This window comes from Enterobacter mori (genome assembly GCF_025244905.1).
Classification (GTDB): domain Bacteria; phylum Pseudomonadota; class Gammaproteobacteria; order Enterobacterales; family Enterobacteriaceae; genus Enterobacter; species Enterobacter mori_A.
The window spans coordinates 689,702-713,141 of sequence record NZ_CP104285.1; the positions used below are offsets into that span (position 1 = coordinate 689,702).

At 57.0% G+C, this 23,440-nt stretch carries 18 protein-coding genes; 6 read left to right on the top strand and 12 right to left on the bottom strand.

The genetic code is table 11. The features are described 5' to 3' along the window. Window positions 1-213 precede the first annotated feature (213 nt). From kefF to folA, 3 genes are all read left to right on the top strand, one after another. The gene (gene kefF, locus N2K86_RS03310; protein ID WP_260660459.1) at window positions 214-744 is read left to right on the top strand and encodes a glutathione-regulated potassium-efflux system oxidoreductase KefF; all 531 of its coding nucleotides are present in this window, start codon (window positions 214-216) and stop codon (window positions 742-744) included. Further along, window positions 737-2,602 carry a glutathione-regulated potassium-efflux system protein KefC gene (gene kefC, locus N2K86_RS03315; RefSeq protein ID WP_260660460.1) on the top strand — a complete coding sequence of 622 codons (1,866 nt, stop codon included), beginning with the start codon at window positions 737-739 and terminating at the stop codon, window positions 2,600-2,602. The genes kefF and kefC overlap by 8 nt, the downstream gene beginning before the upstream one ends. Before the next feature lie 114 nt (window positions 2,603-2,716). Beyond that, a complete protein-coding gene (gene folA, locus N2K86_RS03320; RefSeq protein ID WP_260660461.1) occupies window positions 2,717-3,196 on the top strand; it encodes a type 3 dihydrofolate reductase in 480 nt (159 codons plus the stop codon). A gap of 109 nt (window positions 3,197-3,305) precedes the next feature. Here folA and apaH read toward each other — a convergent pair whose 3' ends face one another. Genes apaH through lptD form a run of 6 tightly spaced genes read right to left on the bottom strand, consistent with a single transcriptional unit; the run spans window position 3,306 to window position 10,035 of the window. Next, window positions 3,306-4,154, bottom strand: a complete 849-nt coding sequence (apaH, locus tag N2K86_RS03325) for a bis(5'-nucleosyl)-tetraphosphatase (symmetrical) ApaH (RefSeq protein WP_260660462.1) — start codon at window positions 4,152-4,154, stop codon at window positions 3,306-3,308. Window positions 4,155-4,158: 4 nt separating this feature from the next. Beyond that, window positions 4,159-4,536: a Co2+/Mg2+ efflux protein ApaG gene (gene apaG, locus N2K86_RS03330; protein ID WP_089599206.1), complete on the bottom strand. Its 378-nt coding sequence runs from the start codon at window positions 4,534-4,536 to the stop codon at window positions 4,159-4,161. Between the two features lie 3 nt (window positions 4,537-4,539). Next, complete coding sequence (rsmA, locus tag N2K86_RS03335; protein WP_010427042.1) at window positions 4,540-5,361, bottom strand: 16S rRNA (adenine(1518)-N(6)/adenine(1519)-N(6))-dimethyltransferase RsmA; 822 nt, start codon at window positions 5,359-5,361, stop codon at window positions 4,540-4,542. Beyond that, on the bottom strand, window positions 5,358-6,344 hold the full coding sequence (pdxA, locus tag N2K86_RS03340; protein WP_407065265.1) for a 4-hydroxythreonine-4-phosphate dehydrogenase PdxA: 987 nt from the start codon (window positions 6,342-6,344) through the stop codon (window positions 5,358-5,360). Before pdxA ends, rsmA begins: the two co-directional genes overlap by 4 nt. Further along, window positions 6,344-7,630, bottom strand: a complete 1,287-nt coding sequence (gene surA, locus N2K86_RS03345; RefSeq protein ID WP_260660463.1) for a peptidylprolyl isomerase SurA — start codon at window positions 7,628-7,630, stop codon at window positions 6,344-6,346. Before surA ends, pdxA begins: the two co-directional genes overlap by 1 nt. A 53-nt stretch (window positions 7,631-7,683) precedes the next feature. Further along, a complete protein-coding gene (gene lptD, locus N2K86_RS03350) occupies window positions 7,684-10,035 on the bottom strand; it encodes an LPS assembly protein LptD (RefSeq protein WP_260660464.1) in 2,352 nt (783 codons plus the stop codon). Window positions 10,036-10,275: 240 nt separating this feature from the next. On the opposite strand from lptD, the gene djlA reads away from it, so the two are divergent. Continuing rightward, window positions 10,276-11,091, top strand: a complete 816-nt coding sequence (djlA, locus tag N2K86_RS03355) for a co-chaperone DjlA (protein ID WP_100165493.1) — start codon at window positions 10,276-10,278, stop codon at window positions 11,089-11,091. Window positions 11,092-11,122: 31 nt separating this feature from the next. On the opposite strand, the gene rluA is transcribed toward djlA, so the two are convergent. The 6 genes from rluA to araB form a co-directional block, all read right to left on the bottom strand. Further along, window positions 11,123-11,782, bottom strand: a complete 660-nt coding sequence (gene rluA, locus N2K86_RS03360) for a bifunctional tRNA pseudouridine(32) synthase/23S rRNA pseudouridine(746) synthase RluA (RefSeq protein WP_220120389.1) — start codon at window positions 11,780-11,782, stop codon at window positions 11,123-11,125. Window positions 11,783-11,794: 12 nt separating this feature from the next. Further along, complete coding sequence (rapA, locus tag N2K86_RS03365; protein WP_260660465.1) at window positions 11,795-14,701, bottom strand: RNA polymerase-associated protein RapA; 2,907 nt, start codon at window positions 14,699-14,701, stop codon at window positions 11,795-11,797. A 128-nt stretch (window positions 14,702-14,829) separates the two neighbouring features. Further along, the gene (gene polB, locus N2K86_RS03370) at window positions 14,830-17,187 is read right to left on the bottom strand and encodes a DNA polymerase II (RefSeq protein WP_260660466.1); all 2,358 of its coding nucleotides are present in this window, start codon (window positions 17,185-17,187) and stop codon (window positions 14,830-14,832) included. Between the two features lie 156 nt (window positions 17,188-17,343). Further along, on the bottom strand, window positions 17,344-18,039 hold the full coding sequence (gene araD / locus N2K86_RS03375; RefSeq protein WP_260660467.1) for an L-ribulose-5-phosphate 4-epimerase: 696 nt from the start codon (window positions 18,037-18,039) through the stop codon (window positions 17,344-17,346). Window positions 18,040-18,127: 88 nt separating this feature from the next. Continuing rightward, window positions 18,128-19,630, bottom strand: coding sequence for an L-arabinose isomerase (gene araA, locus N2K86_RS03380; protein ID WP_260661625.1), 1,503 nt, complete (start codon window positions 19,628-19,630; stop codon window positions 18,128-18,130). Window positions 19,631-19,640: 10 nt separating this feature from the next. Further along, a complete protein-coding gene (araB, locus tag N2K86_RS03385) occupies window positions 19,641-21,350 on the bottom strand; it encodes a ribulokinase (protein WP_260660468.1) in 1,710 nt (569 codons plus the stop codon). Between the two features lie 336 nt (window positions 21,351-21,686). Here araB and araC point away from each other — a divergent pair, with 336 nt between their 5' ends. Both araC and N2K86_RS03395 read left to right on the top strand, forming a co-directional pair. Beyond that, on the top strand, window positions 21,687-22,532 hold the full coding sequence (gene araC, locus N2K86_RS03390) for an arabinose operon transcriptional regulator AraC (protein ID WP_260660469.1): 846 nt from the start codon (window positions 21,687-21,689) through the stop codon (window positions 22,530-22,532). Between the two features lie 118 nt (window positions 22,533-22,650). Continuing rightward, complete coding sequence (locus N2K86_RS03395; RefSeq protein ID WP_260660470.1) at window positions 22,651-23,418, top strand: DedA family protein; 768 nt, start codon at window positions 22,651-22,653, stop codon at window positions 23,416-23,418. The last annotated feature ends 22 nt before the right edge of the window (window positions 23,419-23,440 follow it).

A 23,440-nucleotide genomic window follows, 5' to 3' on the forward strand; every position in this document is an offset into this window, starting at 1 on the left:
CTTAATATGTTGATGTGAATGATCAATGGAGGGATAGCAATTCATGACTTCAATGTGTTTATGGGGGGACAACCCTGTGCCCCGCAGGCGTGGGGCGGTGGGTAGCAATACTTGCTTTTTTCATCCGTGCAGTCCCGGAGTGCTTTCGGCTGACAGCGTAACTGTCTACACTCTCAGATACATGATAAGAAGACGTGAAAAACAGGTTAATTGATGATCTTAATTATTTATGCGCACCCGTATCCGCAGCACTCGCATGCGAATAGGCGGATGCTGGAGCAGGTAAGGACGCTTGATAACGTAGAGATACGTTCCCTCTATCAACTCTATCCTGATTTTAATATCGATATCGCCGCCGAACAGGAGGCGCTTTCCCGTGCCGATCTGATTATCTGGCAGCATCCCATGCAGTGGTACAGCACGCCTCCGCTGTTGAAGCTGTGGATCGATAAAGTCTTCTCTCACGGTTGGGCGTATGGCCATAACGGTCATGCGCTGAAGGGGAAAAGCCTGATGTGGGCCGTGACTACCGGCGGCGGTGAAAGCCACTTTGATATTGGCTCATTCCCCGGATTTGAGGTGCTGGCGCAGCCGCTACAGGCGACCGCGCTCTATTGTGGTCTGAACTGGCTGCCTCCTTTTGCGATGCACTGTACCTTTATTTGCGACGATGAAACCTTGCAGGCACAGGCTCGCCACTACAAACAACGCTTACTTGAGTGGCAGGAGACGCACAATGGATAGCCATACGCTGATACAGGCACTGATTTATCTCGGCGCGGCGGCACTGATTGTCCCTGTGGCGGTTCGACTGGGGCTGGGGTCAGTGCTCGGCTATCTGATTGCCGGGTGCGTGATTGGACCGTGGGGCCTTCGTCTGGTCACTGATGCCGAAGCGATACTGCATTTCGCTGAAATTGGCGTTGTGCTGATGCTGTTTGTTATTGGTCTGGAGCTGGATCCGCAGCGCTTATGGAAATTGCGTGCTTCCGTGTTTGGCGGCGGCGCGCTACAGATGGTGGCGTGTGGCCTGCTGCTGGGCGGTTTCTGCATCCTGCTGGGCATGGACTGGAAAGTAGCAGAGCTTATTGGCATGACGCTGGCGCTCTCCTCGACGGCCATTGCCATGCAGGCCATGAACGAGCGCAATCTGACGGTCTCCCAAATGGGGCGCAGCGCGTTCTCGGTACTGCTGTTTCAGGATATTGCCGCTATTCCGCTGGTGGCGATGATCCCACTGCTGGCGGCCAGCGGTTCCTCCACGACGCTGGGTGCGTTCGCGCTGTCGGCATTAAAAGTCGTGGGGGCGCTGGCGCTGGTGGTGGTGCTTGGTCGCTACGTCACCCGTCCACTGCTGCGCTTTGTTGCGCGCTCGGGCCTGCGCGAAGTGTTCAGCGCCGTGGCGTTATTCCTGGTGTTTGGCTTCGGTCTGCTGCTGGAGGAAGCCGGGCTGTCGATGGCGATGGGGGCCTTCCTGGCAGGCGTACTGCTGGCGAGCTCTGAATACCGCCACGCGCTGGAAAGCGATATCGAGCCGTTTAAAGGCTTGCTGCTGGGGCTGTTTTTCATCGGCGTCGGGATGTCCGTCGACTTCGGCACGTTGGCCACGCATCCGCTGCGGATTGTTATCCTGCTGGTGGGTTTCCTGGTCATTAAAATGGCGGTACTGTGGCTGGTTGCCCGTCCGCTGAAGGTGCCGGGTAAACAGCGTCGCTGGTTTGCCGTGCTGCTGGGGCAGGGGAGTGAATTTGCATTTGTGGTGTTTGGTGCCGCGCAGATGGCGAAAGTGCTCGATCCCGAGTGGGCCAAAGCGCTAACGCTTGCTGTTGCATTATCGATGGCGGCAACGCCGATCCTGCTGGTGCTGCTGACGCGCCTGGAAAAATCGGACAGCGAACAGGGGCGTGAAGCCGATGAGATTGACGAAGAACAGCCTCGGGTGATCGTCGCCGGGTTCGGGCGCTTCGGGCAGATCGTCGGCCGTTTGCTGCTCTCCAGCGGCGTTAAAATGGTCATTCTCGATCACGATCCTGACCACGTAGAAACTCTCCGTAAATTCGATATGAAAGTGTTCTATGGTGATGCTACCCGCGTTGATTTGCTGGAATCCGCCGGGGCTGCGAAAGCCGAGGTGCTGATCAACGCCATTGACGATCCGCAAACCAGTCTGCAGCTGGTTGAGCTGGTCAAAGAGCATTTCCCTGACCTGACGATTATCTCCCGCGCGCGCGATGTGGATCACTACATCCAGCTGCGACAGGCTGGCGTCGTAGCGCCGGAGCGTGAAACCTTCGAAGGTGCGCTTAAATCTGGTCGAATGGCGCTGGAAAGCCTGGGGCTGGGGGCGTATGAGGCGCGTGAGCGTGCCGATCTGTTCCGCCGCTTTAACACCGGGATGGTAGAGGAGATGGTGGAGATGGCGAGCAGCACGGCTTCAGACCGTGCAGCCGTGTTTAAACGCACCAGCGCGATGCTGACGGAAATTATTAACGAGGACCGCAATCACCTGTCGCTTACCCAGCGTCATGGCTGGCAGGGAACGGAAGAAGGCAAGCACACCGGGGATCCTCAGGATGAACCGGAAAGTAAACCGTCCGCGTGAAGTGGAGTTGCCAGCAATATTAAAAAATTTCTGTTTCTTTACCCTGCCGCCAGTCGACGAAAGATTAAGCTTTCCGTATAGTGGCGGCAATTTTTTGCATCCGGGAAATTTTCAATGATCAGTCTGATTGCAGCGCTGGCGGTAGACCGCGTTATCGGCATGGAAAATGCCATGCCGTGGAACCTGCCTGCCGATCTCGCATGGTTTAAACGTACGACGTTAAACAAGCCGGTAGTGATGGGCCGCCTGACCTGGGAGTCGATTGGTCGTCCATTACCGGGCCGTAAGAATATTGTGATCAGTAGCCAGCCAGGCACCGACGTTCGCGTGCAGTGGGTGAAATCTGTTGATGAAGCGATTGCCGCGTGTGGTGATGCTGAAGAGATCATGGTGATCGGCGGCGGACGCGTGTACGAGCAGTTCCTGCCGAAAGCGCAGAAATTGTATCTGACCCACATTGATGCGGAAGTGGAAGGAGATACCCATTTCCCGGATTACGATCCGGACGAGTGGGAATCGGTATTCAGCGAATTCCACGACGCGGATGCACAGAACTCACATAGCTACTGCTTCGAGATTCTGGAACGTCGTTAAGTGATGTCCCCCTCACCCTAACCCTCTCCCCAAAGGGGAGAGGGGACTGTTCAGTGCGGTCTTTTCCCCCTCGCCCCCTTGGGGAGAGGGCCGGGGTGAGGGGCAATTATCAGGAGGCGACAGCCTCACCTTCCCCTAAGTCCATCTGTCGGTTCGACGGCTGTACGAAGTACGTTTTATCTTCCCAGCGTAAGCAGGTTAACTCCCCACCCCAGCAGCATCCGGTATCAAGACCGTAGATCCCCTCCGGCGTCCCTTTACCTTCCAGCGCCGCCCAGTGACCAAACACGACGCTGTACTCGTTTGTTACCGGTCCCGGAATGGCAAACCAGGGTTTGAGCGGTGCAGGCGCGCTTTCCGGCGTCTCTTTGGAGTACATGTCCAGCTGTCCGTTCGGGAAGCAGAAACGCATGCGTGTGAAGGCGTTGGTGATAAAGCGCAGACGAGCCAGACCGCTGAGATCCTCGCTCCAGTGGTTCGGCATATCGCCGTACATGGCATCAAGGAAGAAAGGATACGAGTCGCTGGCCAGCACCGCCTCAACATCGCGCGCGCAGGTTTTTGCCGTCTCGAGATCCCATTGTGGCGTGATCCCGGCATGGGCCATGACCAGCTTTTTCTCTTCATCGACCTGCAGCAGCGGCTGGCGACGCAGCCAGTTAATCAGTTCGTCCGCGTCCGGTGCTTCAAGCAGAGGGGTAATACGATCTTTCGGTTTATTGCGGCTGATCCCAGCGAATACCGCCAGCAGATGCAGATCGTGATTGCCCAGAACCATGCGTACGCTATCGCCCAGTGATTTAACGAAACGTAAAACCTCAAGGGAGCCCGGGCCACGCGCCACTAAATCGCCCGTCAGCCACAGTATGTCCTTTCCTGGCGTAAAGTCGACCTGCTTTAATAATGCGATCAGTTCATCGTAGCAACCGTGAACGTCGCCAATCAGATATGTAGACATGAGATTAATGAATGAATGTTGTAACGGCGAGACGGAATACGGGAATAGCAACGCGGAAGCCATTGCCATCGACATCGACCATTTCATAATGGCCTTGCATGGTACCCATTGGCGTTTCGATCACCGCGCCGCTGGTGTACTGATACTCTTCGCCAGGGGCGATATGCGGTTGTTCACCCACCACGCCTTCGCCCTGGACTTCAATTTCACGACCATTGCCGTTAGTGATAAGCCAGTAGCGCCCGCGCAGCTGCACGGGCATCCGCCCCAGATTGCGGATGGTCACGGTGTAAGCAAAGACAAAACGTTCTTCATCCGGTGAGGACTGCGATTCAACATAGACGCTTTGTACATGGACACATACGCGGGGCGAATCAATCATGGCTTAACTCTCCTTCGGCGGTGCATTTTCGCTGATGTAATTAGCCAGCTTGCAGTACTGCTCTACGGAAATGTTCTCCGCTCGCATTGCCGGGTCGATCCCAAGCTCAGCTAACACCTCAACGGTAAATGAGTTGCTCAGGCTGTTACGAATCGTTTTACGGCGCTGGTTAAAGGCCTCTGTGGTGACGCGGCTCAGCACGCGCAGATCTTTTACCGGGTACGGTTTCGTTTTGTGCGGCACAAGGCGCACAACCGCAGAGTCTACTTTCGGTGGCGGTGTGAACGCTGACGGCGGTACTTCGAGTACCGGGATCACGTTGCAGTAATATTGTGCCATCACGCTTAAACGACCATACGCTTTACTGTTCGGGCCTGCAACCAGACGGTTAACAACCTCTTTTTGCAACATGAAGTGCATGTCGGCAATGGCATCAGTATAGCTAAACAGGTGGAACATCAGCGGGGTGGAAATGTTGTACGGCAGGTTGCCGAAGACGCGCAGCGGCTGACCCATTTTCTCTGACAGTTCGCCAAAGTTCATGGTCATGGCATCCTGTTGATAAATAGTCAACTTCGGCCCGAGGAACGGATGCGTTTGCAGGCGTGCGGCCAGATCGCGGTCCAGCTCGATAACCGTGAGTTCGTCAAGGCGTTCGCCTACTGGCTCGGTCAGTGCGGCAAGGCCCGGGCCGATTTCGACCATCGCCTGACCTTTTTGCGGATTAATAGCCGAGACAATGCTTTCGATCACGAACTGATCGTTAAGGAAGTTTTGCCCGAAACGTTTACGGGCTAAGTGGCCCTGATGGACTCGATTAGTCATTGAGTATTAACAATCATTTTGATGGCGAGATTAAGCGCCGTAATAAAACTGCCGACATCCGCTTTCCCCTGGCCTGCCAAATCCAGCGCAGTACCATGGTCAACGGACGTTCGAATAAAGGGTAAACCGAGGGTGATATTCACGCCACGGCCAAAGCCCTGGTATTTTAGCACGGGGAGGCCCTGATCGTGGTACATCGCGAGCACGGCGTCGGCATTATCCAGGTATTTGGGCTGAAAAAGGGTGTCCGCAGGCAGTGGCCCGCTGAGGTTCATCCCTTTTTCCCGCATTTCGTTGAGCACCGGAATGATAGTGTCGATCTCTTCGGTGCCCATGTGTCCGCCTTCGCCCGCATGCGGATTCAGGCCACAAACCAGCACGTGCGGCTGCGGGATCCCAAATTTCGTCTGCAGATCGTGGTGCAAAATCCCGATGATCTCACGCAGGAGTTCAGGGGTGATGGCATCAGGAATGGCTTTGATGGGCAGGTGCGTTGTCACCAGCGCGACGCGCATCTCTTCCGTCGCCAGCATCATCACCACTTTCGGGCTGTGCGAACGTTCTTCAAAGAACTCGGTGTGTCCGGTAAAGGGGATCCCTGCGTCGTTGATAACGCCTTTATGCACCGGACCGGTGATCAGCGCCGTGAACTCGCCGTTCAGGCAGCCGTCGCAGGCGCGCGCCAGCGTCTCGACAACGTAGTGCCCATTTTCAGTGCTGAGTTGACCGGGGACGGCAGGGGTGCGCAGAGGAACCGACAGAAGCGTGAGGGTGCCCGCTTGCTGTGGAACGGGCTGCTGGCCTTCAACATAAGGGAGGAGCGTTAAAGGCAGACCGAGCAATGTTGCCCGGTCTTGTAACAGTGTTGCATCTGCGCAGACAACCAGTTCCACCGGCCAGCTGCGCTGGGCGAGCTGGACGACGAGGTCAGGTCCTATCCCGGCGGGCTCGCCGGGCGTGATCACAACACGATGTTGTTTCATCAGTTGCTCAGCACTTTCACGTAAGCGCTGGCGCGTTGTTCCTGCATCCAGGTTGCCGCTTCTTCAGAGAATTTGCGGTTGAACAGCATACGGTAGGCTCTGTCCTTCTGGGCCGCATCGGTTTTATCGACGTTGCGGGTATCCATCAGTTCAATAAGATGCCAGCCGAAGGAAGAGTGCACCGGTGCGCTCAACTGACCTTTGCTCATTCTCGTCAACGCGTCGCGGAAAGCCGGATCGTAGATATCGGCCGCAGCCCAGCCCAGATCGCCGCCCTGGTTAGCAGAGCCTGGATCCTGAGAGAACTCTTTTGCCGCATTCGCAAAGGAGGTTTTGCCGCTCTTGATGTCAGCTGCAATCTGTTCCAGCTTCGCACGCGCCTGATCGTCAGTCATGATCGGAGACGGTTTCAGCAAAATGTGTCGAGCGTGAACTTCTGTGACGGAAATGCTCTGGCTCTGACCGCGCAGATCGTTCACTTTCAGAATGTGGAAGCCTACACCTGAACGGATAGGACCGACGATATCACCTTTCTTCGCCGTGCTCAGTGCCTGGGCAAAGAGGGATGGCAGTTCCTGAATACGACCCCAGCCCATCTGACCGCCTTTCAGCGCCTGCTGGTCAGCGGAATAGGTGATGGCCAGCTTGCCAAAGTCACCGCCGTTACGCGCCTGCTCAACGATAGAACGCGCCTGGCTTTCCGCTTCAGCCGCCTGATCGGAGGTTGGGTTTTCCGGAAGCGGAATCAGAATGTGGCTCAGGTTCAGTTCGGTGCTGGCATCGTTCTGGTTACCCACCTGCTTAGCCAGCGCATCCACTTCCTGAGGCAGGATAGTGACGCGGCGACGAACTTCGTTGTTACGCACTTCTGAAATCAGCATCTCTTTGCGGATCTGATTACGGTAGGTGGCGTAGCTGATGCCATCGTAGGCCAGACGGCTGCGCATCTGGTCTGGTGACATGTTGTTCTGCTTTGCAATGTTAGCGATCGCCTGATCGAGCTGCTCGTCAGTGACCTTCACCCCCATTTTCTGACCCATCTGCAGAACGATCTGATCCATGATCAGGCGTTCCAGGATCTGGTGGCGCAGCGTGGCGTCATCCGGAAGCTGCTGACCTGCCTGGCTCGAATTGAGCTTTACAGACTGCATTAAACCGTCGACGTCACTTTCAAGCACGACGCCGTTGTTAACCACAGCGGCGACTTTATCAACAACCTGGGGTGCCGCGAAGCTAGTATTCGCAACCATGGCGACACCGAGCAGCAGCGTTTTCCAGTTCTTCATACTTTTTCCATTTCAATTAACCGCAAAGCGGATTATGTTGCAAATCAAGCACATTACAAGGAACTGCGGTAAGGCAGAATGTTCGAGCGCAGCATCTGCTGCGTGCCCAGGCCGTAGTTGGAACTCAGGCCGCGCAGCTCGACATTAAAGCCAATCACGTTATCGTATTTGCCCTGACTGTTTTGAGTATCCCAGCCGTTAAGTTTGCGTTCGTAGCCGACACGCAGCGCGTAACAGCAGGAGTTATATTGCAGACCTAACATCTGGTCAGCGGGTTTTTGGGCATTCGTGTCATAGTAGTAGGCTCCAACGATTGACCAACGATCGGCGATTGGCCAGCTCGCTGCGCCACCCACCTGCGAAATACCATCTTTGTACTGGTCAGCATTGGCGTAGTTCGGCAATGTCGCCTGAATATATTCCGGGCTGGCATAACGGTACGTCAACTGCACCATACGGTCTTCATCACGACGGTATTCAATGGCAGCACTGCCCGTCGCGATGTTATCCAGTCGCGTATCGTACTGAACGCCACCGCGCAGACCCCAACGATCGGTCATGCGCCAGTAGGTATCACCTGCCCACACCAGTGAACCCGTTTTGTTGTCTTTCTCCCAGTTAATGTCGTCATCACCGGTACGAGACTCGGTGAAATAGTAGATTTGACCAACAGAAACGTTAAAACGTTCAACGGCAGATTCATCATAAACGCGCGTTGTGACGCCGGTAGTCAACTGGTTAGCGGACGCAATACGGTCGAGACCGCCATAGGTACGGTCGCGGAACAGGCCGCTGTAGTCAGACTGCAGGAACGAGGAGTCGTAGTTTTGAATTTTGCTCTGATCGCGATAAGGCACGTACAGATACTGCATACGCGGTTCAAGCGTCTGGGTATACCCATCAGACAGCAGGCCCATATCACGTTCGAAGATCAGCTTCCCGTCCATCTTAAACTGAGGAAGCGTACGGTTTACCGAATCTTCAAGATCGGTGCCATAGCGATTGTTGTACCAGTCGACATTTTTCTGCTGGTAATGCGTCGCCATCAGCTTGGCTTCGGTGTTCAGGCTTGCCCAGTCGTTCGACAAAGGTAAGTTAATGGTTGGTTCGAGATGAAGACGCGTGGCCTCTGGCATATCCGAGTTGGTGTTGACGAAGTGCACCGCCTGGGCGTAGACGCGGGTGTCGAAAGGACCGACATCGTTCTGATACCAGTTGACGTCCAGCTGCGGTTCAGCACCATAGGTACTGGCCGTTTGGGTGTTAAAGACCTGGAACTGCTTGGTCGACACCGTGGCGTTAAAGTTCTCAATGGCGTAGCCCACGCTGAATTTCTGCGTGGCGTAGCCGTCCGTACTGGAACCGTATTTAGAGTCAAAGTCGTTGAAATAATACGGATCGCTGACTTTGGTATAGTCGACGTTGAAGCGCCAGACCTGATCCATCACCCCGGCATGCTGCCAGTAATACATCCAACGGTGTTTATCACCTTCGGTCGGGTGCTCGTCCTGGAAGACTTTGTCCGATGGCAGATAATCAAACTCCATCAAACCGGCACCCGCTTTGGTCAGATAGCGGAACTCGTTTTCCCACATGATGTTACCGCGCTTATGGATATAGTGCGGCGTGATCGTCGCATCCATGTTTGGCGCGATGTTCCAGTAATACGGCAGGTAGAACTCAAAGTAGTTCGAGGTGCTGTATTTGGCATTCGGGATCAGGAAACCGGAACGTCGTTTGTCGCCCACGGGAAGCTGCAGGTAAGGGCTGTAGAAAACAGGGACCGGGCCGAGCTTAAAGCGGGCGTTCCAGATCTCCGCGACCTGTTCTTCACGATCGTGAATAACTTCACTGCCCACCACGCTCCAGGTATTCGAGCCCGGCAGACAGGAGGTGAACGATCCGTTTTCCAGAATCGTATAGCGGTTTTCACCGCGCTGTTTCATCAGGTCGGCTTTACCGCGCCCCTGACGACCCACCATCTGGTAATCACCTTCCCAGACGTTGGTATCTTTTGTATTCAGATTTGACCAGGCTTTCGGACCTTTCAGGATGACCTGGTTGTCGTCATAGTGCACATTACCCAGCGCATCCACCGTACGTACTGGCGCAGCCGCACCTTCTGGTTGCTTCTGATGCAATTGCACTTCATCTGCCTGCAGACGGCTGTTGCCCTGGTTAATATCGACATTGCCCGTAAAGGTGGCATTGTCGGGATAATTACCTTTTGCATTGTCAGCATTGATGGTAACCGGCAAGTCATTCGTATCGCCCTCAACCAGTGGACGATCGAAACTTGGGACGCCAAGCATACATTGCGAGGCGAGATCGGCTGCCAGCCCCTGTTGGCTGTACAGAGCGGCGCCAATCATTGTGGCCAGGAGGGTGGGGATACGTTTTTTCATACGTTGTATTTTATTGTTCCGTCATCAGTGGCTACGGCTTACAAACGCTCAGAGACTATCTTACTCATCAGCGCAGTACCAGCGTTAATCCTGCCCGTTTGCGTGCCAGAGTGTTAGGCTCGCTATCGAATGACGAGTATGATAATGCAAATTATAGGCGATGTCCCTCAATTGACCGTGGCGCGACCACTGTAATGATGGCGTTGCGTCGAACCAGGAACATGACTATTCGGGGAGTATATGCAGTATTGGGGTAAAATCATCGGCGTTGCGTTCGCATTAATCATGGGCGCTGGCTTTTGGGGCGTGGTACTGGGGCTCATTATCGGCCATATGTTTGATAAGGCACGCAGCCGCAAAATGGCCTGGTTCGCCAACCAGCGCGAGCGTCAGTCGCTCTTTTTCTCCACCACTTTTGAGGTGATGGGGCATTTAACCAAATCAAAAGGGCGCGTCACCGAAGCCGATATTCAGATTGCCAGCGTATTCATGGATCGCATGAATCTGCACGGTGAATCTCGTGTGGCAGCGCAAAATGCGTTTCGTATCGGTAAAGCGGATAACTATCCGCTGCGTGAAAAAATGCGTCAGTTCCGCAGCATCTGCTTCGGACGTTTTGATTTAATTCGGATGTTTCTGGAGATCCAAATTCAGGCGGCCTTCGCCGATGGCTCCCTTCATCCCAATGAGCGGGACGTTTTATACGTCATCGCTGAAGAGCTGGGGATCTCCCGCATGCAGTTCGACCAGTTCCTGCGCATGATGCAGGGCGGCGCGCAGTTTGGCGGGGGTTACCAGCAGCAATCCTCCGGCGGCGGCTGGCAGCAGACGCAGCGTGGCCCGACGCTTGAAGATGCCTGCAACGTGCTTGGCGTAAAGCCTTCTGACGATCAGACCACGATCAAACGTGCCTATCGTAAGCTCATGAGCGAGCATCATCCTGACAAGCTGGTCGCGAAAGGTTTACCGCCAGAGATGATGGAGATGGCGAAGCAGAAAGCGCAGGAAATTCAGAAAGCCTACGAGCTGATAAAAGAGCAAAAAGGTTTTAAATAAAAAATGGCCCGAGGATATCGGGCCATTTTTTTTAGAAATCCACGGGCGCCTTAAAGGTCATCGCATTGCCAAAAACCGGATGGGTAATGGTGAGGGTCTGCGCATGCAACTGCAGGCGCGGCGCTAACGCCAGCGCTTCTGGCGGCGCGTAAAACCGGTCTCCCAGAATCGGGTGGCCCAGGGCGAGCATATGCACGCGCAGTTGGTGAGAACGCCCGGTAATCGGCTTAAGCAGAACGCGCGCGGTATTATCCGGCGCGTACTCCAGCACTTCATACTCGGTTTGCGCCGCCTTGCCGGTTTCATAGCACACCTTCTGCTTTGGCCGGTTCGGCCAGTCGCAGATCAGCGGTAAATCGACCAGACCCTCTTCGCTTGCCGGATGGCCCCAGACGCGCGCGACGTACTGCTTTTTCGGTTCGCGCTCGCGGAACTGGCGTTTCAGCTCGCGTTCCGCTTCTTTATGCAGAGCCACTACAATCACGCCGCTGGTGGCCATGTCGAGGCGATGGACGGACTCCGCCTGCGGATAATCGCGCTGAATACGCGTCATCACGCTGTCTTTGTGCTCGTCAAGACGCCCCGGCACGGACAACAGGCCGCTGGGCTTGTTGACCACCATAATGTGCTCATCCTGATACAGGATGACCAGCCAGGGATCCTGAGGGGGATTGTAGGGCTCCATCACCATCTTGCGCTCCGTTTACTGATGCGTCACAACGATGAGACGCAGTGCGTCCAGACGCCAGCTTGCCTGATCCAGGCTCTCCAGAACCTGCTGACGATTGCTTTCAATCGCCGCCAGTTCATCGTCACGAATGTTCGGGTTAACCGCTTTTAACGCTTCCAGACGAGAAAGTTCTGCTGAGAGCTTCTCGTCGGCTTCGCTGCGTGCCGCATCAATCAATGCACGCGCCGCTTTTTCAACCTGAGTTTCACCCAGTTGCAGAATAGCATGCACGTCCTGCTGGACGGCGTTGACCAGCTTGCTGCCAGTGTGACGGTTAACCGCGCTCAGCTGACGGTTGAAGCTTTCGAACTCGACCTGCGCGGCCAGGTTAGTACCGTTTTTATCCAGCAGCAGACGCACCGGTGTTGGTGGCAGGAAGCGAGTGAGCTGCAGCTGTTTTGGTGCCTGCGCTTCCACAACGTAGATCAGTTCAACCAGCAGGGTGCCCACCGGCAGCGCCTTGTTTTTCAACAGGGAGATGGTGCTGCTGCCGGTATCGCCGGAGAGGATCAGATCCAGACCGTTGCGGATCAGCGGGTGCTCCCAGGTAATGAACTGGGCGTCTTCGCGGGAAAGCGCTACATCACGTTCGAAGGTGATAGTGCAGCCATCTTCCGGCAGGCCCGGGAAATCCGGAACCAGCATATGATCGGACGGCGTCAGGACGATCATGTTCTCGCCGCGATCGTCCTGGTTGATCCCGACGATGTCGAACAGGTTCATGGAGAAGCTGATCAAACTGGTGTCATCATCCTGCTCTTCGATGCTTTCCGCCAGCGCCTGTGCTTTTTCACCCCCGTTGGAGTGGATCTCCAGCAGGCGGTCGCGGCCCTGCTCCAGCTGCGCTTTCAGCGCGTCGTGCTTCTCACGGCAGGACTTGATCAGCTCATCAAACCCTTCCGCGTTTTCCGGCGCGGCCAGGTAGCCGATCAGATCGCTATGCACCTGATCGTAAATGGTGCGGCCCGTCGGGCAGGTATGTTCAAACGCATCCAGACCTTCGTGGAACCAGCGTACCAGCACGGACTGCGCGGTTTTTTCCAGGTACGGCACGTGGATCTGAATATCATGCGCCTGACCGATACGGTCCAGACGGCCGATACGCTGCTCCAGCAGATCCGGGTTAAACGGCAGATCGAACATCACCAGATTGCTGGCGAACTGGAAGTTACGGCCTTCAGAGCCGATTTCTGAGCACAGCAGCACCTGCGCGCCGCTGTCCTCTTCCCCAAACCACGCCGCGGCGCGGTCGCGTTCGACGATGGACATGCCTTCGTGGAACACGGCAGCGCGAATACCTTCTCGCTCGCGCAGAACCTGCTCAAGCTGCAGCGCGGTGGCCGCTTTGGCACATATCACCAGCACTTTCTGCGAGCGGTGGGCGGTCAGATAGCCCATCAGCCACTCAACGCGTGGGTCAAAGTTCCACCAGGTGCCGGTATCACCTTCAAATTCCTGGTAGATTTGTTCCGGATAAAGCATGTCGCGGGCGCGCTCTTCCTGGGTTTTGCGGGCGCCCATAATTCCGGAGACTTTAATTGCCGTCTGATACTGCGTCGGCAGCGGCAGTTTAATCGTATGCAGCTCGCGTTTCGGGAAACCTTTGACGCCGTTACGGGTGTTGCGGAACAGCACGCGGCTGGTACCGTGGCGATCCATCAGCATGTCGATCAGCTCTTTGCGCGCGGATCCCGCGTTGTCGCTGTCGCTGTTGGCAGCCTGCAGAAGCGGCTCAATATCCTGCTCGCCAATCAGATCGCTCAGGATGTTCAGCTCATCGTTAGAGAGACGGTTGCCCGCCAGCAGCAGGGCGACGGCATCGGCAACCGGGCGGTAGTTTTTCTGCTCTTCGACAAACTGCCCGAAATCGTGAAAACGGTTTGGATCGAGCAGGCGCAGACGGGCGAAGTGACTCTCAAGACCCAGCTGCTCCGGCGTTGCGGTCAGCAGCAGAACGCCAGGCACGCGCTCGGCAAGCTGCTCGATAGCCATATATTCGCGGCTCGGCGCATCTTCGCTCCAGACCAGGTGGTGCGCTTCGTCAACCACCATAATGTCCCACTCGGCATCGCACAGATGCTCAAGACGCTGCTTGCTGCGGCGCACGAAGTCCAGCGAACAGATGACCAGCTGTTCGGTTTCAAACGGGTTGTCGGCGTCGTGCTGCGCTTCGGCATAGCGTTCGTCGTCGAACAGGGAGAAGCGCAGGTTGAAGCGGCGCAGCATCTCAACCAGCCACTGGTGCTGCAGGGTTTCTGGAACAACAATCAGCACGCGCTCGGCAGCGCCAGAAAGCAGCTGCTGGTGCAGGATCATGCCCGCTTCAATGGTTTTACCCAGGCCCACTTCGTCAGCCAGCAGTACGCGAGGCGCGTGGCGGCGGCCCACGTCATGGGCGATGTTCAGCTGGTGAGGGATCAGGCTGGTACGCTGGCCGCGCAGGCCGCTCCACGGCATGCGGTACTGTTCGCTCTGAAACTTACGCGCGCGGTAGCGCAGCGAGAAGCGATCCATACGGTCGATTTGCCCGGCAAACAGGCGGTCCTGCGGCTTACTGAACACCAGTTTGCTGTCGAGCAGCACTTCACGCAGGATGACATTGGCTTCATCCGTATCAAGACGAGTACCAATGTAGACGAGCAGTCCATTCTCTTCTTTTACGTCTTCAATCTTGAGCTGCCAGCCGTCATGGCTGGTCACGGTGTCGCCCGGATTGAACATCACGCGGGTAACAGGGGAGTCATTGCGAGCGTACAGACGGTTTTCACCGGTGGCAGGGAAGAGGAGGGTAACCATGCGCGCATCGACGGCAACGACGGTTCCCAATCCAAGTTCGCTTTCTGTATCGCTGATCCAGCGTTGACCAAGTGTAAAAGGCATAGTTGTTCGGCTCTAATCTTTAATTGCAGGCAATAGTTCAACCACCGTCAAAAAAGACGGTCATCGAAAAATGGGTCCGGGAATGGAAAGGGCGCTATGGTACTGGATGGCAGCCATTTCGTCACGCGTCAAAATAGGCCAAGTTGCCCTGTCACTAGTGTAGCAAAATCATCGTTGATGAAGGGCAAAATTCCCTCCGCGACCGGCTGAAGCTGGCGCGTCAGATAATGATCGTAATCGAGCGGTGATTGCTGGTAATCAACCGGTTCCGGGCCGCTGGTGGTCCAGACGTATTTGATGGTGCCACGGTTTTGATACTGCGGCGCGCGGCCCCGCCGCACGTTCTCTTCGTCCGCCAGTCGCGCGGCGCGCACATGGGGCGGCACATTACGCTGGTACTCCGCCAGCGGGCGGCGCAGGCGCTTGCGATACACCAGCTGCGCGTCAAGTTCGCCCGCCATCAGGCTGGCGATGGTTTCGCGGATGTAGTCCTGATACGGCTCATTGCGGAACACCCGCAGGTAGAGCGTCTGCTGGAACTGCTGCGCCAGCGGCGTCCAGTCGGTGCGCACCGTCTCCAGCCCTTTAAAGACCATCCGCTGGGTGTCGCCTTCCTGAATCAGCCCGGCGTAGCGCTTCTTGCTGCCCTGATCGGTGCCGCGAATGGTGGGCATTAAAAAGCGGGCAAAATGGGTTTCAAACTCCAGCTCCAGCGCGCTGGTTAACCGCTCTTCTTGCAAATGTTTGCCCCACCAGTCGTTCACAAAGGCCACAAGCTCTTTGCCGATGCGGGCGGCGTCGCCTTCTGAGTGCGCGCCTTTCAGCCACACAAAGGTGGAGTCCGTGTCGCCGTAAATAACGTCATAGCCCCGGGATTCAATCAGCGCCTTGGTCTGGCGCATAATCTCATGCCCGCGCATGGTAATAGAGGAAGCCAAACGTGGGTCAAAGAAGCGGCAGGCGCTGGTACCCAGCACGCCGTAAAATGCGTTCATGATGATTTTCAGCGCCTGTGATAGCGGCTTGTTGCCGTGGCGCTTGGCCTCATCGCGGCCGTGCCAGATGTTTCCCACAATTTCAGGCAGACAGTGTTTTCCCCGCGAGAAGCGTGCGCCGAGGAAGCCTTCGGTGCTGTGTTCATCGTCCGGTTGCGCCATGCCCTCAACCAGCCCGACGGGATCGATCAGAAAGGTGCGGATAATCGACGGGTAGAGGCTTTTGTAATCCAGCACCAGCACCGAGTCATACAATCCTGGCCGGGAGTCCATCACGTACCCGCCGGGGCTGGCCTGCGGCGGCACGTCCCCGAGGTTGGGGGCGACGTATCCTGCCCGGTGCATTCGCGGAAAATAGAGGTGGCTAAAGGCCGCCACGGAGCCGCCGTGCCTGTCAGCCGCAAGGCCGTTCACCGTCGCGCGCTCCAGCAGGAACGGCATGATCTCGGTTTTGTGGTAAATCTGCGTTACCAGCTCGCAGTCTTTCAGGTTATAGGTGGCGAGCGCCGGTTTGTCTTCGTTAAAGCGCCGGTCGATCTCGTCCATTCTGTCCCAGGGGTTGTCGATGGATTTGCCTTCGCCAAGCAGCTCCTGCGCGACGGCTTCAAGGGAGAATGAAGAGAAGTTCCAGAAGGCGGATTTAAGCGCCTCGATGCCGTCAATAATCAGGCGACCGTTAGCCTGTGCAAAGAAAACGCCATTCTTAAAACCGTGTTCGCGCCATTCCAGCTCGCTGTTTCCGCGCCCCAGCATCAGCGGGATGCGGTAACGCTCGGCGTGTTTTTGCAGCACGCGCAGGTCGAACTGCACCACGTTCCAGCCGATCAGGACATCGGGATCGTAGTCGGCAAACCACTGGTTAAGCTTCTCCAGCAGCTGCGGGCGGCTATTGACGTACTCAAGCCGGAAATCCAGCGCGGAGGCATCACCATTCGGTGGCCCGAGCATATAGACAACACGATCGCCGCAGCCTTCCAGCCCAATGCAGTACAGTTCGCCGTGGCGGGTGGTTTCGATATCCAGCGAGACCCACTTCAGCGGCGGGCGATAATGTGGATTAGGCTTCAGGCGAGCATTCGCGATGCTGCCGTTTTGTTCGATGCCATCAACCCAGACGGGGGCGGTAATGAACCGCTCCATCAGAAAGCGTTCCGGTGGGCGAATATCCGCTTCGTAAAGCGTCACGCCCGCCTCACGGAGCAGTTTTTCATAGCGCATTAGCTGACGATGGGCGCGACAGTACAGGCCGTAAACCGGCTGGCGGTGGAAATCTTTCAGTTCAAGCGGGGTGATACGCCAGCCGTTTTCGCCGCGCAGCAGCTGCTTCACCTTCTCGGCGTGGGCTTCAGGAATAAAGGCCACGGATTCCTGCGGGGGCAGCGTAACGTGCAGCGGGCCGTTGTCCGTCGCCAGCCAGAACGCGACCTCGGTGCCCTGAGGGGTATCCCGCCAGTGTCGGGTCAGTAAAAAGCCTTCTTGCGCCTGCGCCACGCCGTTATCCCAGAAAACAAAACCAGGCCTGATTATAGCCTGGTTAAGGTGGGTTTGCTGGGGTTTTATACAGTGCCTGTTCAGCCGGATGGCGCTGCGCTTATCCGGCCTACAGGTTCCGTAGGCCCGGTAAGCGCAGCGTCACCGGGCAAGGGTTTACTGCCCGTAGTAGGCCTTTGCACCGTGCTTGCGCAGGTAATGCTTATCCAGCAGGGTCTGCTGCATATCCGGCAGCTGCGGCGCCAGCTGGCGACAGAAAATCCCCATATAGGCGACCTCTTCGAGCACGATGGCGTTATGCACCGCGTCTTCGGCGTTTTTACCCCAGGCAAACGGGCCGTGGGAGTGCACCAGCACGCCGGGCATTTGCGCCGCGTCGATACCCTGTTTTTCGAAGGTTTCGACAATCACGTTCCCCGTTTCCCACTCGTACTCACCGTTGATCTCCGCATCGGTCATCAGACGCGTGCAGGGAATGGTTCCGTAAAAGTAGTCGGCGTGGGTGGTGCCGGTCGCCGGGATGGACTGACCCGCCTGCGCCCAGATGGTCGCGTGGCGCGAATGGGTATGCACAATCCCCCCGATGGTCGGGAAAGCCTGATACAGCAGGCGGTGGGTGGGCGTATCGGACGACGGTTTTTTGTTGCCTTCAACCACTTCACCCGTTTCGATGCTGACCACCACCATGTCTTCTGCGGTCATCAACGTGTAATCCACGCCGGAAGGCTTAATCACGAACACGCCTTTTTCGCGGTCAACGGCGCTGACGTTGCCCCAGGTGAGTGTGACGAGGTTGTGTTTCGGCAGGGCCAGATTGGCGTCAAGCACCTGCTGCTTCAAAACTTCGAGCATTACGTTCTCCTTGCCGGATGGCGCTTCGCTTATCCGGCCTACGGTTTTGTAGGCCCGGTAAACGCAGTGCCACCGGGCATTTCGTACTTTAGCGTTTTGAACCGTAATAGACTTCGTTCCAGCGCAGCGCGTCTTTGAAGGCGGGCAGGCGGGTATCGTTATCAATCACCGTCAGCTCGATATCGTGCAGCTCGGCGAACTGGCGCATATCGTTCAGATCCAGCGCGTGGCTGAACACCGTGTGGTGAGCGCCACCGGCCAGGATCCAGGCTTCTGAGGCGGTTGGCAGGTCAGGCTGCGCTTTCCACAGGGCGTTGGCGACCGGCAGTTTCGGCAGGGAGTGCGGCGTTTCAACCGCATCGACGCAGTTCACCAGCAGGCGGAAACGATCGCCCAGATCGATCAGGCTGGCGTTGATGGCCGGGCCCGTACGGGTGTTGAAGATCAGACGCGCCGGATCGGCTTTTCCGCCGATGCCGAGATACTGCACGTCAAGGATCGGTTTTTCTTCGACGGCAATAGAAGGGCACACTTCCAGCATGTGCGAGCCGAGCACCAGGTCGTTGCCGTTTTCGAAGTGGTAGGTGTAGTCCTCCATAAAGGAGGTGCCGCCCTGCAGACCGGTCGACATCACCTTCATGATGCGAAGCAGAGCGGCAGTTTTCCAGTCGCCTTCGCCCGCAAAGCCATAGCCCTGCTGCATCAGACGTTGTACCGCCAGGCCCGGCAGCTGTTTCAGGCCGTGGAGGTCTTCAAAGGTGGTAGTAAAGGCGTGGAAGCCGCCCTGCTCCAGGAAGCGCTTCATGCCCAGCTCGATGCGCGCCGCATCCAGCACGTTCTGGCGCTTGTCGCCGTTAATTTGTGCCGCAGGCGTCAGGCGGTAGCTGCTTTCATACTCGTCCACCAGCGCGCTTACGTCGCCGTCGCTGATTTCATTCACCACCTGCACCAGGTCGCCCACGGCCCAGGTATTCACGGAGAAGCCGAACTTGATTTGCGCCGCGACTTTATCGCCGTCGGTCACCGCCACTTCACGCATGTTGTCACCGAAACGCACCACTTTCAGGTGGCGGGTATCCTGCTTAGAGACCGCCTGACGCATCCAGGATCCGATACGCTGTTGCGCCTTGCCATCCTGCCAGTGGCCGGTCACCACTGCGTGCTGCTGGCGCATACGCGCGCCGATGAAGCCGAACTCGCGGCCGCCGTGCGCGGTCTGGTTCAGGTTCATAAAGTCCATGTCGATGCTGTCCCACGGCAGGGAGGCGTTGAATTGGGTATGGAACTGCAGCAGCGGTTTGTTGAGAATAGACAGGCCGTTGATCCACATTTTTGCTGGTGAGAAGGTGTGCAGCCACACCACCAGACCTGCGCATTTCTCGTCGTAGTTGGCGTCGCGGCAGATGTGAGTAATTTCGTCCGGCGTTGTGCCCAGCGGTTTCAGCACCAGTTTGCACGGCAGTTTAGCTTCCGCGTTCAGCGCGTTAACGACGTGCTCCGCGTGTTTCGTTACCTGCTGCAGCGCTTCCGGTCCGTACAGATGCTGGCTGCCAATCACAAACCACACTTCATAGTTATTAAAAATGGTCATCATCGTGTCCTTAATGGGTCAGGGTTGCCGTGGTGTCCGCGGTGCTTTTGGCCGGGGCGGCGACAGGGAGATAGTGAAGTTCGGCGCTTTTTGCCCATTGCTGGTAGCGCTGATAAAGCTGTTCGAAGCGTTGCGCCTGCTGGGTACGCGGCTGAAGGGTGTTTTCGACGGCGCTCGCCATATGCTGCTGCGCGGTCGGGATGTCAGCATGAACGCCTGCGGCCACGGCCGCGAAAATCGCCGCGCCCAGCGCACAGCATTGATCGGAGGCCACAATCTGCAGCGGACGGTTCAGTACGTCGCAGCAGGCCTGCATGATCACCGGGTTTTTGCGGGCGATACCGCCCAGCGCCATGACGTTATTCACGTCGATGCCCTGCTCGGTGAAGCACTCCATAATGGCGCGGGCACCGAAGGCCGTTGCGGCAATCAGACCGCCAAACAGCGCAGGCGCGTCAGTTGCCAGGTTGAGATCGGTAATCACCCCTTTCAGACGCTGGTTGGCGAACGGCGTGCGACGACCGTTAAACCAGTCCAGCACCACCGGGAGGTGATCGAGTGACGGGTTTTTTGCCCAGGCTTCGGTGAGCTGCGGTAAAAGCTGCTTTTTGCTCCCGGCTATCTGGGTTTTCAGTTCAGGATGCGCCGCCGCCAGCTGGTCCAGCGGCCAGCCCAGCACGCGGCCAAACCAGGCGTAGATATCGCCAAACGCGGACTGACCGGCTTCGAGGCCAATAAAGTCCGGCACCACGCTGCCGTCCACCTGGCCGCAGATGCCTTTTACCGCACGGTCGCCGACGCTGGCTTTATCCGCCGTCAGGATGTCGCAGGTGGAGGTGCCGATGACTTTCACCAGGGTGTTTGGCTGCGCACCCGCGCCCACTGCGCCCATATGGCAGTCAAACGCACCGCCGGAGATCGCCACGTTCTGCGGCAGGCCCAGGCGTTTCGCCCACTCTTCGCAGAGGGTGCCGACCGGAATATCGGCGGTGAAGGTGTCGGTAAACAGCGGGTAAGTCAGGTTCTTGTTGATAATTGGGTCGAGTTCATCGAAGAACGCAGCCGGAGGCAGGCCGCCCCAGCTTTCATGCCACAGGGATTTATGCCCGGCGCTGCAGCGGCCGCGGCGGATATCCTGCGGGCGAGTGGTGCCGGAGAGCAGGGCAGGCACCCAGTCGCACAGCTCAATCCACGATGCGGCGGCCTGAGCCACCGAGGCGTCTGAACGGGTAACGTGCAGGATCTTGGCCCAGAACCACTCGCTGGAGTAGATCCCGCCGATGTAGCGCGAGTAGTCAGCTTTGCCCGGCTGATGGCACAGGCGGGTAATGGCTTCGGCCTCCTCCACGGCGGTATGATCTTTCCACAGCACGAACATGGCGTTCGGGTTGTCGGCGAACTCCGGGCGCAGCGCCAGCACGCGGCCTTCGGCATCCACCGGGGCAGGCGTGGAGCCAGTGCTGTCGACGCCAATCCCCACTATCTCCGCCCGCTGGGCGTCGGTCAGTTCCGCCAGGACGGTTTTGATCGCCGCTTCCATCGACTCGATGTAGTCACGCGGGTGGTGGCGGAACTGGTTGTTCGGCGCATCGCAGTAGCGCCCCTCTTGCCAGCGCGGGTACCACTCAACGCTGGTTGCTATCTCCTGGCCGGACGTACAGTCCACTGCCAGCGCGCGAACCGAATCGCTGCCAAAATCGAGGCCAATCGCAATTGCCATGGTGTTGCTCCATCAAAAAACAGGTATGGAAGAACATTAGAGACTGAGGGCGAAAATCGTCAGGCAGGATCCGCTAATCTTATGGACTAAATTGCTGTTACGATTGAAAGTGTGACGCCGTGCAAATATTCAATGTGGACATTTCTGCCGCACTTATAGACACTTTTGTTACTGCTTATCTACCAGCGATGGCGGAGAAATCAGGGGAGAAGGCTGAAACATGGCGGACGTAAAAGAGGCGTGATGTTTTTTAGAACGTTTCGCAGGCCATTTTTATACTGCTTTTAACGATATGGACAAATGGTTTCCTTCGGGAGCGCCGGGAGAACTGAATCTATGGCCGAAACGCAAAACGATCCCCTCCTGCCGGGCTATTCGTTTAACGCCCATCTGGTAGCGGGCCTGACCCCCATTGAGGCTGAGGGCTATCTCGATTTCTATGTCGACCGGCCGCTCGGAATGAAAGGGTATATTTTGAACCTTACCGTGCGTGGAGAAGGGGTCATAAAAAACGGCGATCAGCAGTTCATTTGCCGCCCCGGCGATATGCTGCTGTTCCCGCCGGGGGAGATCCACCACTACGGACGCCACCCGGATGCCAAAGAGTGGTATCACCAGTGGGTTTACTTCCGCCCGCGCGCCTACTGGCAGGAGTGGCTTTCGTGGCCCGCCATTTTTGCGCATACCGGCTTTTATCGCCCGGATGAGATGCATCTGGCGCAGTTTCGCGAGCTGTTTGCCCAGATTATTGAGGCGGGACAGGCGGGCGGGCGCTACGCCGAACTGCTGGCGATTAACCTGCTTGAGCAGGTGCTGCTGCGCCGCATGGAAGCGATCAATGAATCGCTTAACCCGCCGCTGGATAACCGCGTCCGCGACGCCTGCCAGTACATCAGCGACCACCTCGCCGACAGCCAGTTTGATATTGCCAGCGTCGCCCAGCACGTTTGCCTGTCGCCTTCACGTCTGTCGCATCTGTTCCGCCAGCAGCTTGGCGTGAGCGTGCTGAGCTGGCGCGAGGATCAGCGCATCAGCCAGGCGAAGCTGCTGCTCAGCACCACCCGAATGCCTATTGCCACCGTGGGGCGTAACGTGGGCTTCGAAGATCAGCTCTATTTCTCTCGCGTATTTAAAAAATGCACCGGGGCCAGCCCGAGCGAATTCCGTGCGGGATGTGAATAAACGGTAAACATTCAGGTGAACTTCAGGAGCATCTTGTAAACTATTCAGACAATTGATGCCTTGACGCGGTGCGGGGCGCTAAGCAGAATCGCTGATTCGTTTTCTGACCGGAATAGTTATGCAGGCATTGCTGGAACACTTTATTACCCAGTCCGTCATGTACTCGCTCATCGCCGTAGCGCTGGTGGCGTTTCTGGAATCGCTGGCGCTGGTTGGGCTGATCCTGCCCGGCACCGTGATGATGGCAGGGCTTGGCGCACTTATCGGCAGCGGTGAGGTTAATTTCTGGCAGGCGTGGATGGCCGGGATTATCGGCTGTTTACTCGGGGACTGGATCTCCTTCTGGCTCGGCTGGCGCTTTAAGAAGCCGCTGCACCGCTGGTCGTTCATGAAAAAGAACAAGGCCCTGCTGGATAAGACCGAGCATGCGCTGCACCAGCACAGTATGTTTACCATCCTCGTCGGCCGCTTTGTCGGGCCAACGCGTCCGCTGGTGCCGATGGTGGCGGGGATGCTGGATCTGCCCGTTGCGAAATTCGTGGTGCCGAACATTATCGGCTGCGTCTTCTGGCCGCCGTTTTACTTCCTGCCCGGCATCCTGGCCGGAGCGGCAATTGATATTCCTGACGGAATGCAAAGCGGCGAATTTAAGTGGCTGCTGCTAGGCACGGCGGTACTGCTATGGCTGGCGGTCTGGCTCTGCTGGCGGCTATGGCGCAGTGCGAAGGCAAATGTCGATCGCCTGACGCGCTATCTTCCGCGTACGCGCCTGCTCTGGCTGGCTCCGTTAACGCTGGGTGTGGCTGTCGTGGCGCTGGTGGCGCTGATTCGCCATCCGCTGATGCCGGTGTACGGTGAGATTTTATTAAAAGTGGTGAGCCGTTAAGGTGTTCTCCCTCTCCTGTGGG

Excerpts from the sequence above, each read along its gene's own strand:
- apaG (WP_089599206.1), bottom strand. The coding sequence starts at position 4,536 with ATGATTGATTCGCCCCGCGTATGTGTCCATGTACAAAGCGTCTATGTT.
- djlA (WP_100165493.1), top strand. The coding sequence starts at position 10,276 with ATGCAGTATTGGGGTAAAATCATCGGCGTTGCGTTCGCATTAATCATG.
- kefF (WP_260660459.1), top strand. The coding sequence starts at position 214 with ATGATCTTAATTATTTATGCGCACCCGTATCCGCAGCACTCGCATGCG.
- rluA (WP_220120389.1), bottom strand. The coding sequence starts at position 11,782 with ATGGTGATGGAGCCCTACAATCCCCCTCAGGATCCCTGGCTGGTCATC.
- pdxA (WP_407065265.1), bottom strand. The coding sequence starts at position 6,344 with ATGAAACAACATCGTGTTGTGATCACGCCCGGCGAGCCCGCCGGGATA.
- lptD (WP_260660464.1), bottom strand. The coding sequence starts at position 10,035 with ATGAAAAAACGTATCCCCACCCTCCTGGCCACAATGATTGGCGCCGCT.
- N2K86_RS03395 (WP_260660470.1), top strand. The coding sequence starts at position 22,651 with ATGCAGGCATTGCTGGAACACTTTATTACCCAGTCCGTCATGTACTCG.
- folA (WP_260660461.1), top strand. The coding sequence starts at position 2,717 with ATGATCAGTCTGATTGCAGCGCTGGCGGTAGACCGCGTTATCGGCATG.
- kefC (WP_260660460.1), top strand. The coding sequence starts at position 737 with ATGGATAGCCATACGCTGATACAGGCACTGATTTATCTCGGCGCGGCG.
- rsmA (WP_010427042.1), bottom strand. The coding sequence starts at position 5,361 with ATGACTAATCGAGTCCATCAGGGCCACTTAGCCCGTAAACGTTTCGGG.
- araD (WP_260660467.1), bottom strand. The coding sequence starts at position 18,039 with ATGCTCGAAGTTTTGAAGCAGCAGGTGCTTGACGCCAATCTGGCCCTG.
- apaH (WP_260660462.1), bottom strand. The coding sequence starts at position 4,154 with ATGTCTACATATCTGATTGGCGACGTTCACGGTTGCTACGATGAACTG.
- rapA (WP_260660465.1), bottom strand. The coding sequence starts at position 14,701 with ATGCCTTTTACACTTGGTCAACGCTGGATCAGCGATACAGAAAGCGAA.
- araA (WP_260661625.1), bottom strand. The coding sequence starts at position 19,630 with ATGACCATTTTTAATAACTATGAAGTGTGGTTTGTGATTGGCAGCCAG.
- surA (WP_260660463.1), bottom strand. The coding sequence starts at position 7,630 with ATGAAGAACTGGAAAACGCTGCTGCTCGGTGTCGCCATGGTTGCGAAT.
- araB (WP_260660468.1), bottom strand. The coding sequence starts at position 21,350 with ATGGCAATTGCGATTGGCCTCGATTTTGGCAGCGATTCGGTTCGCGCG.
- araC (WP_260660469.1), top strand. The coding sequence starts at position 21,687 with ATGGCCGAAACGCAAAACGATCCCCTCCTGCCGGGCTATTCGTTTAAC.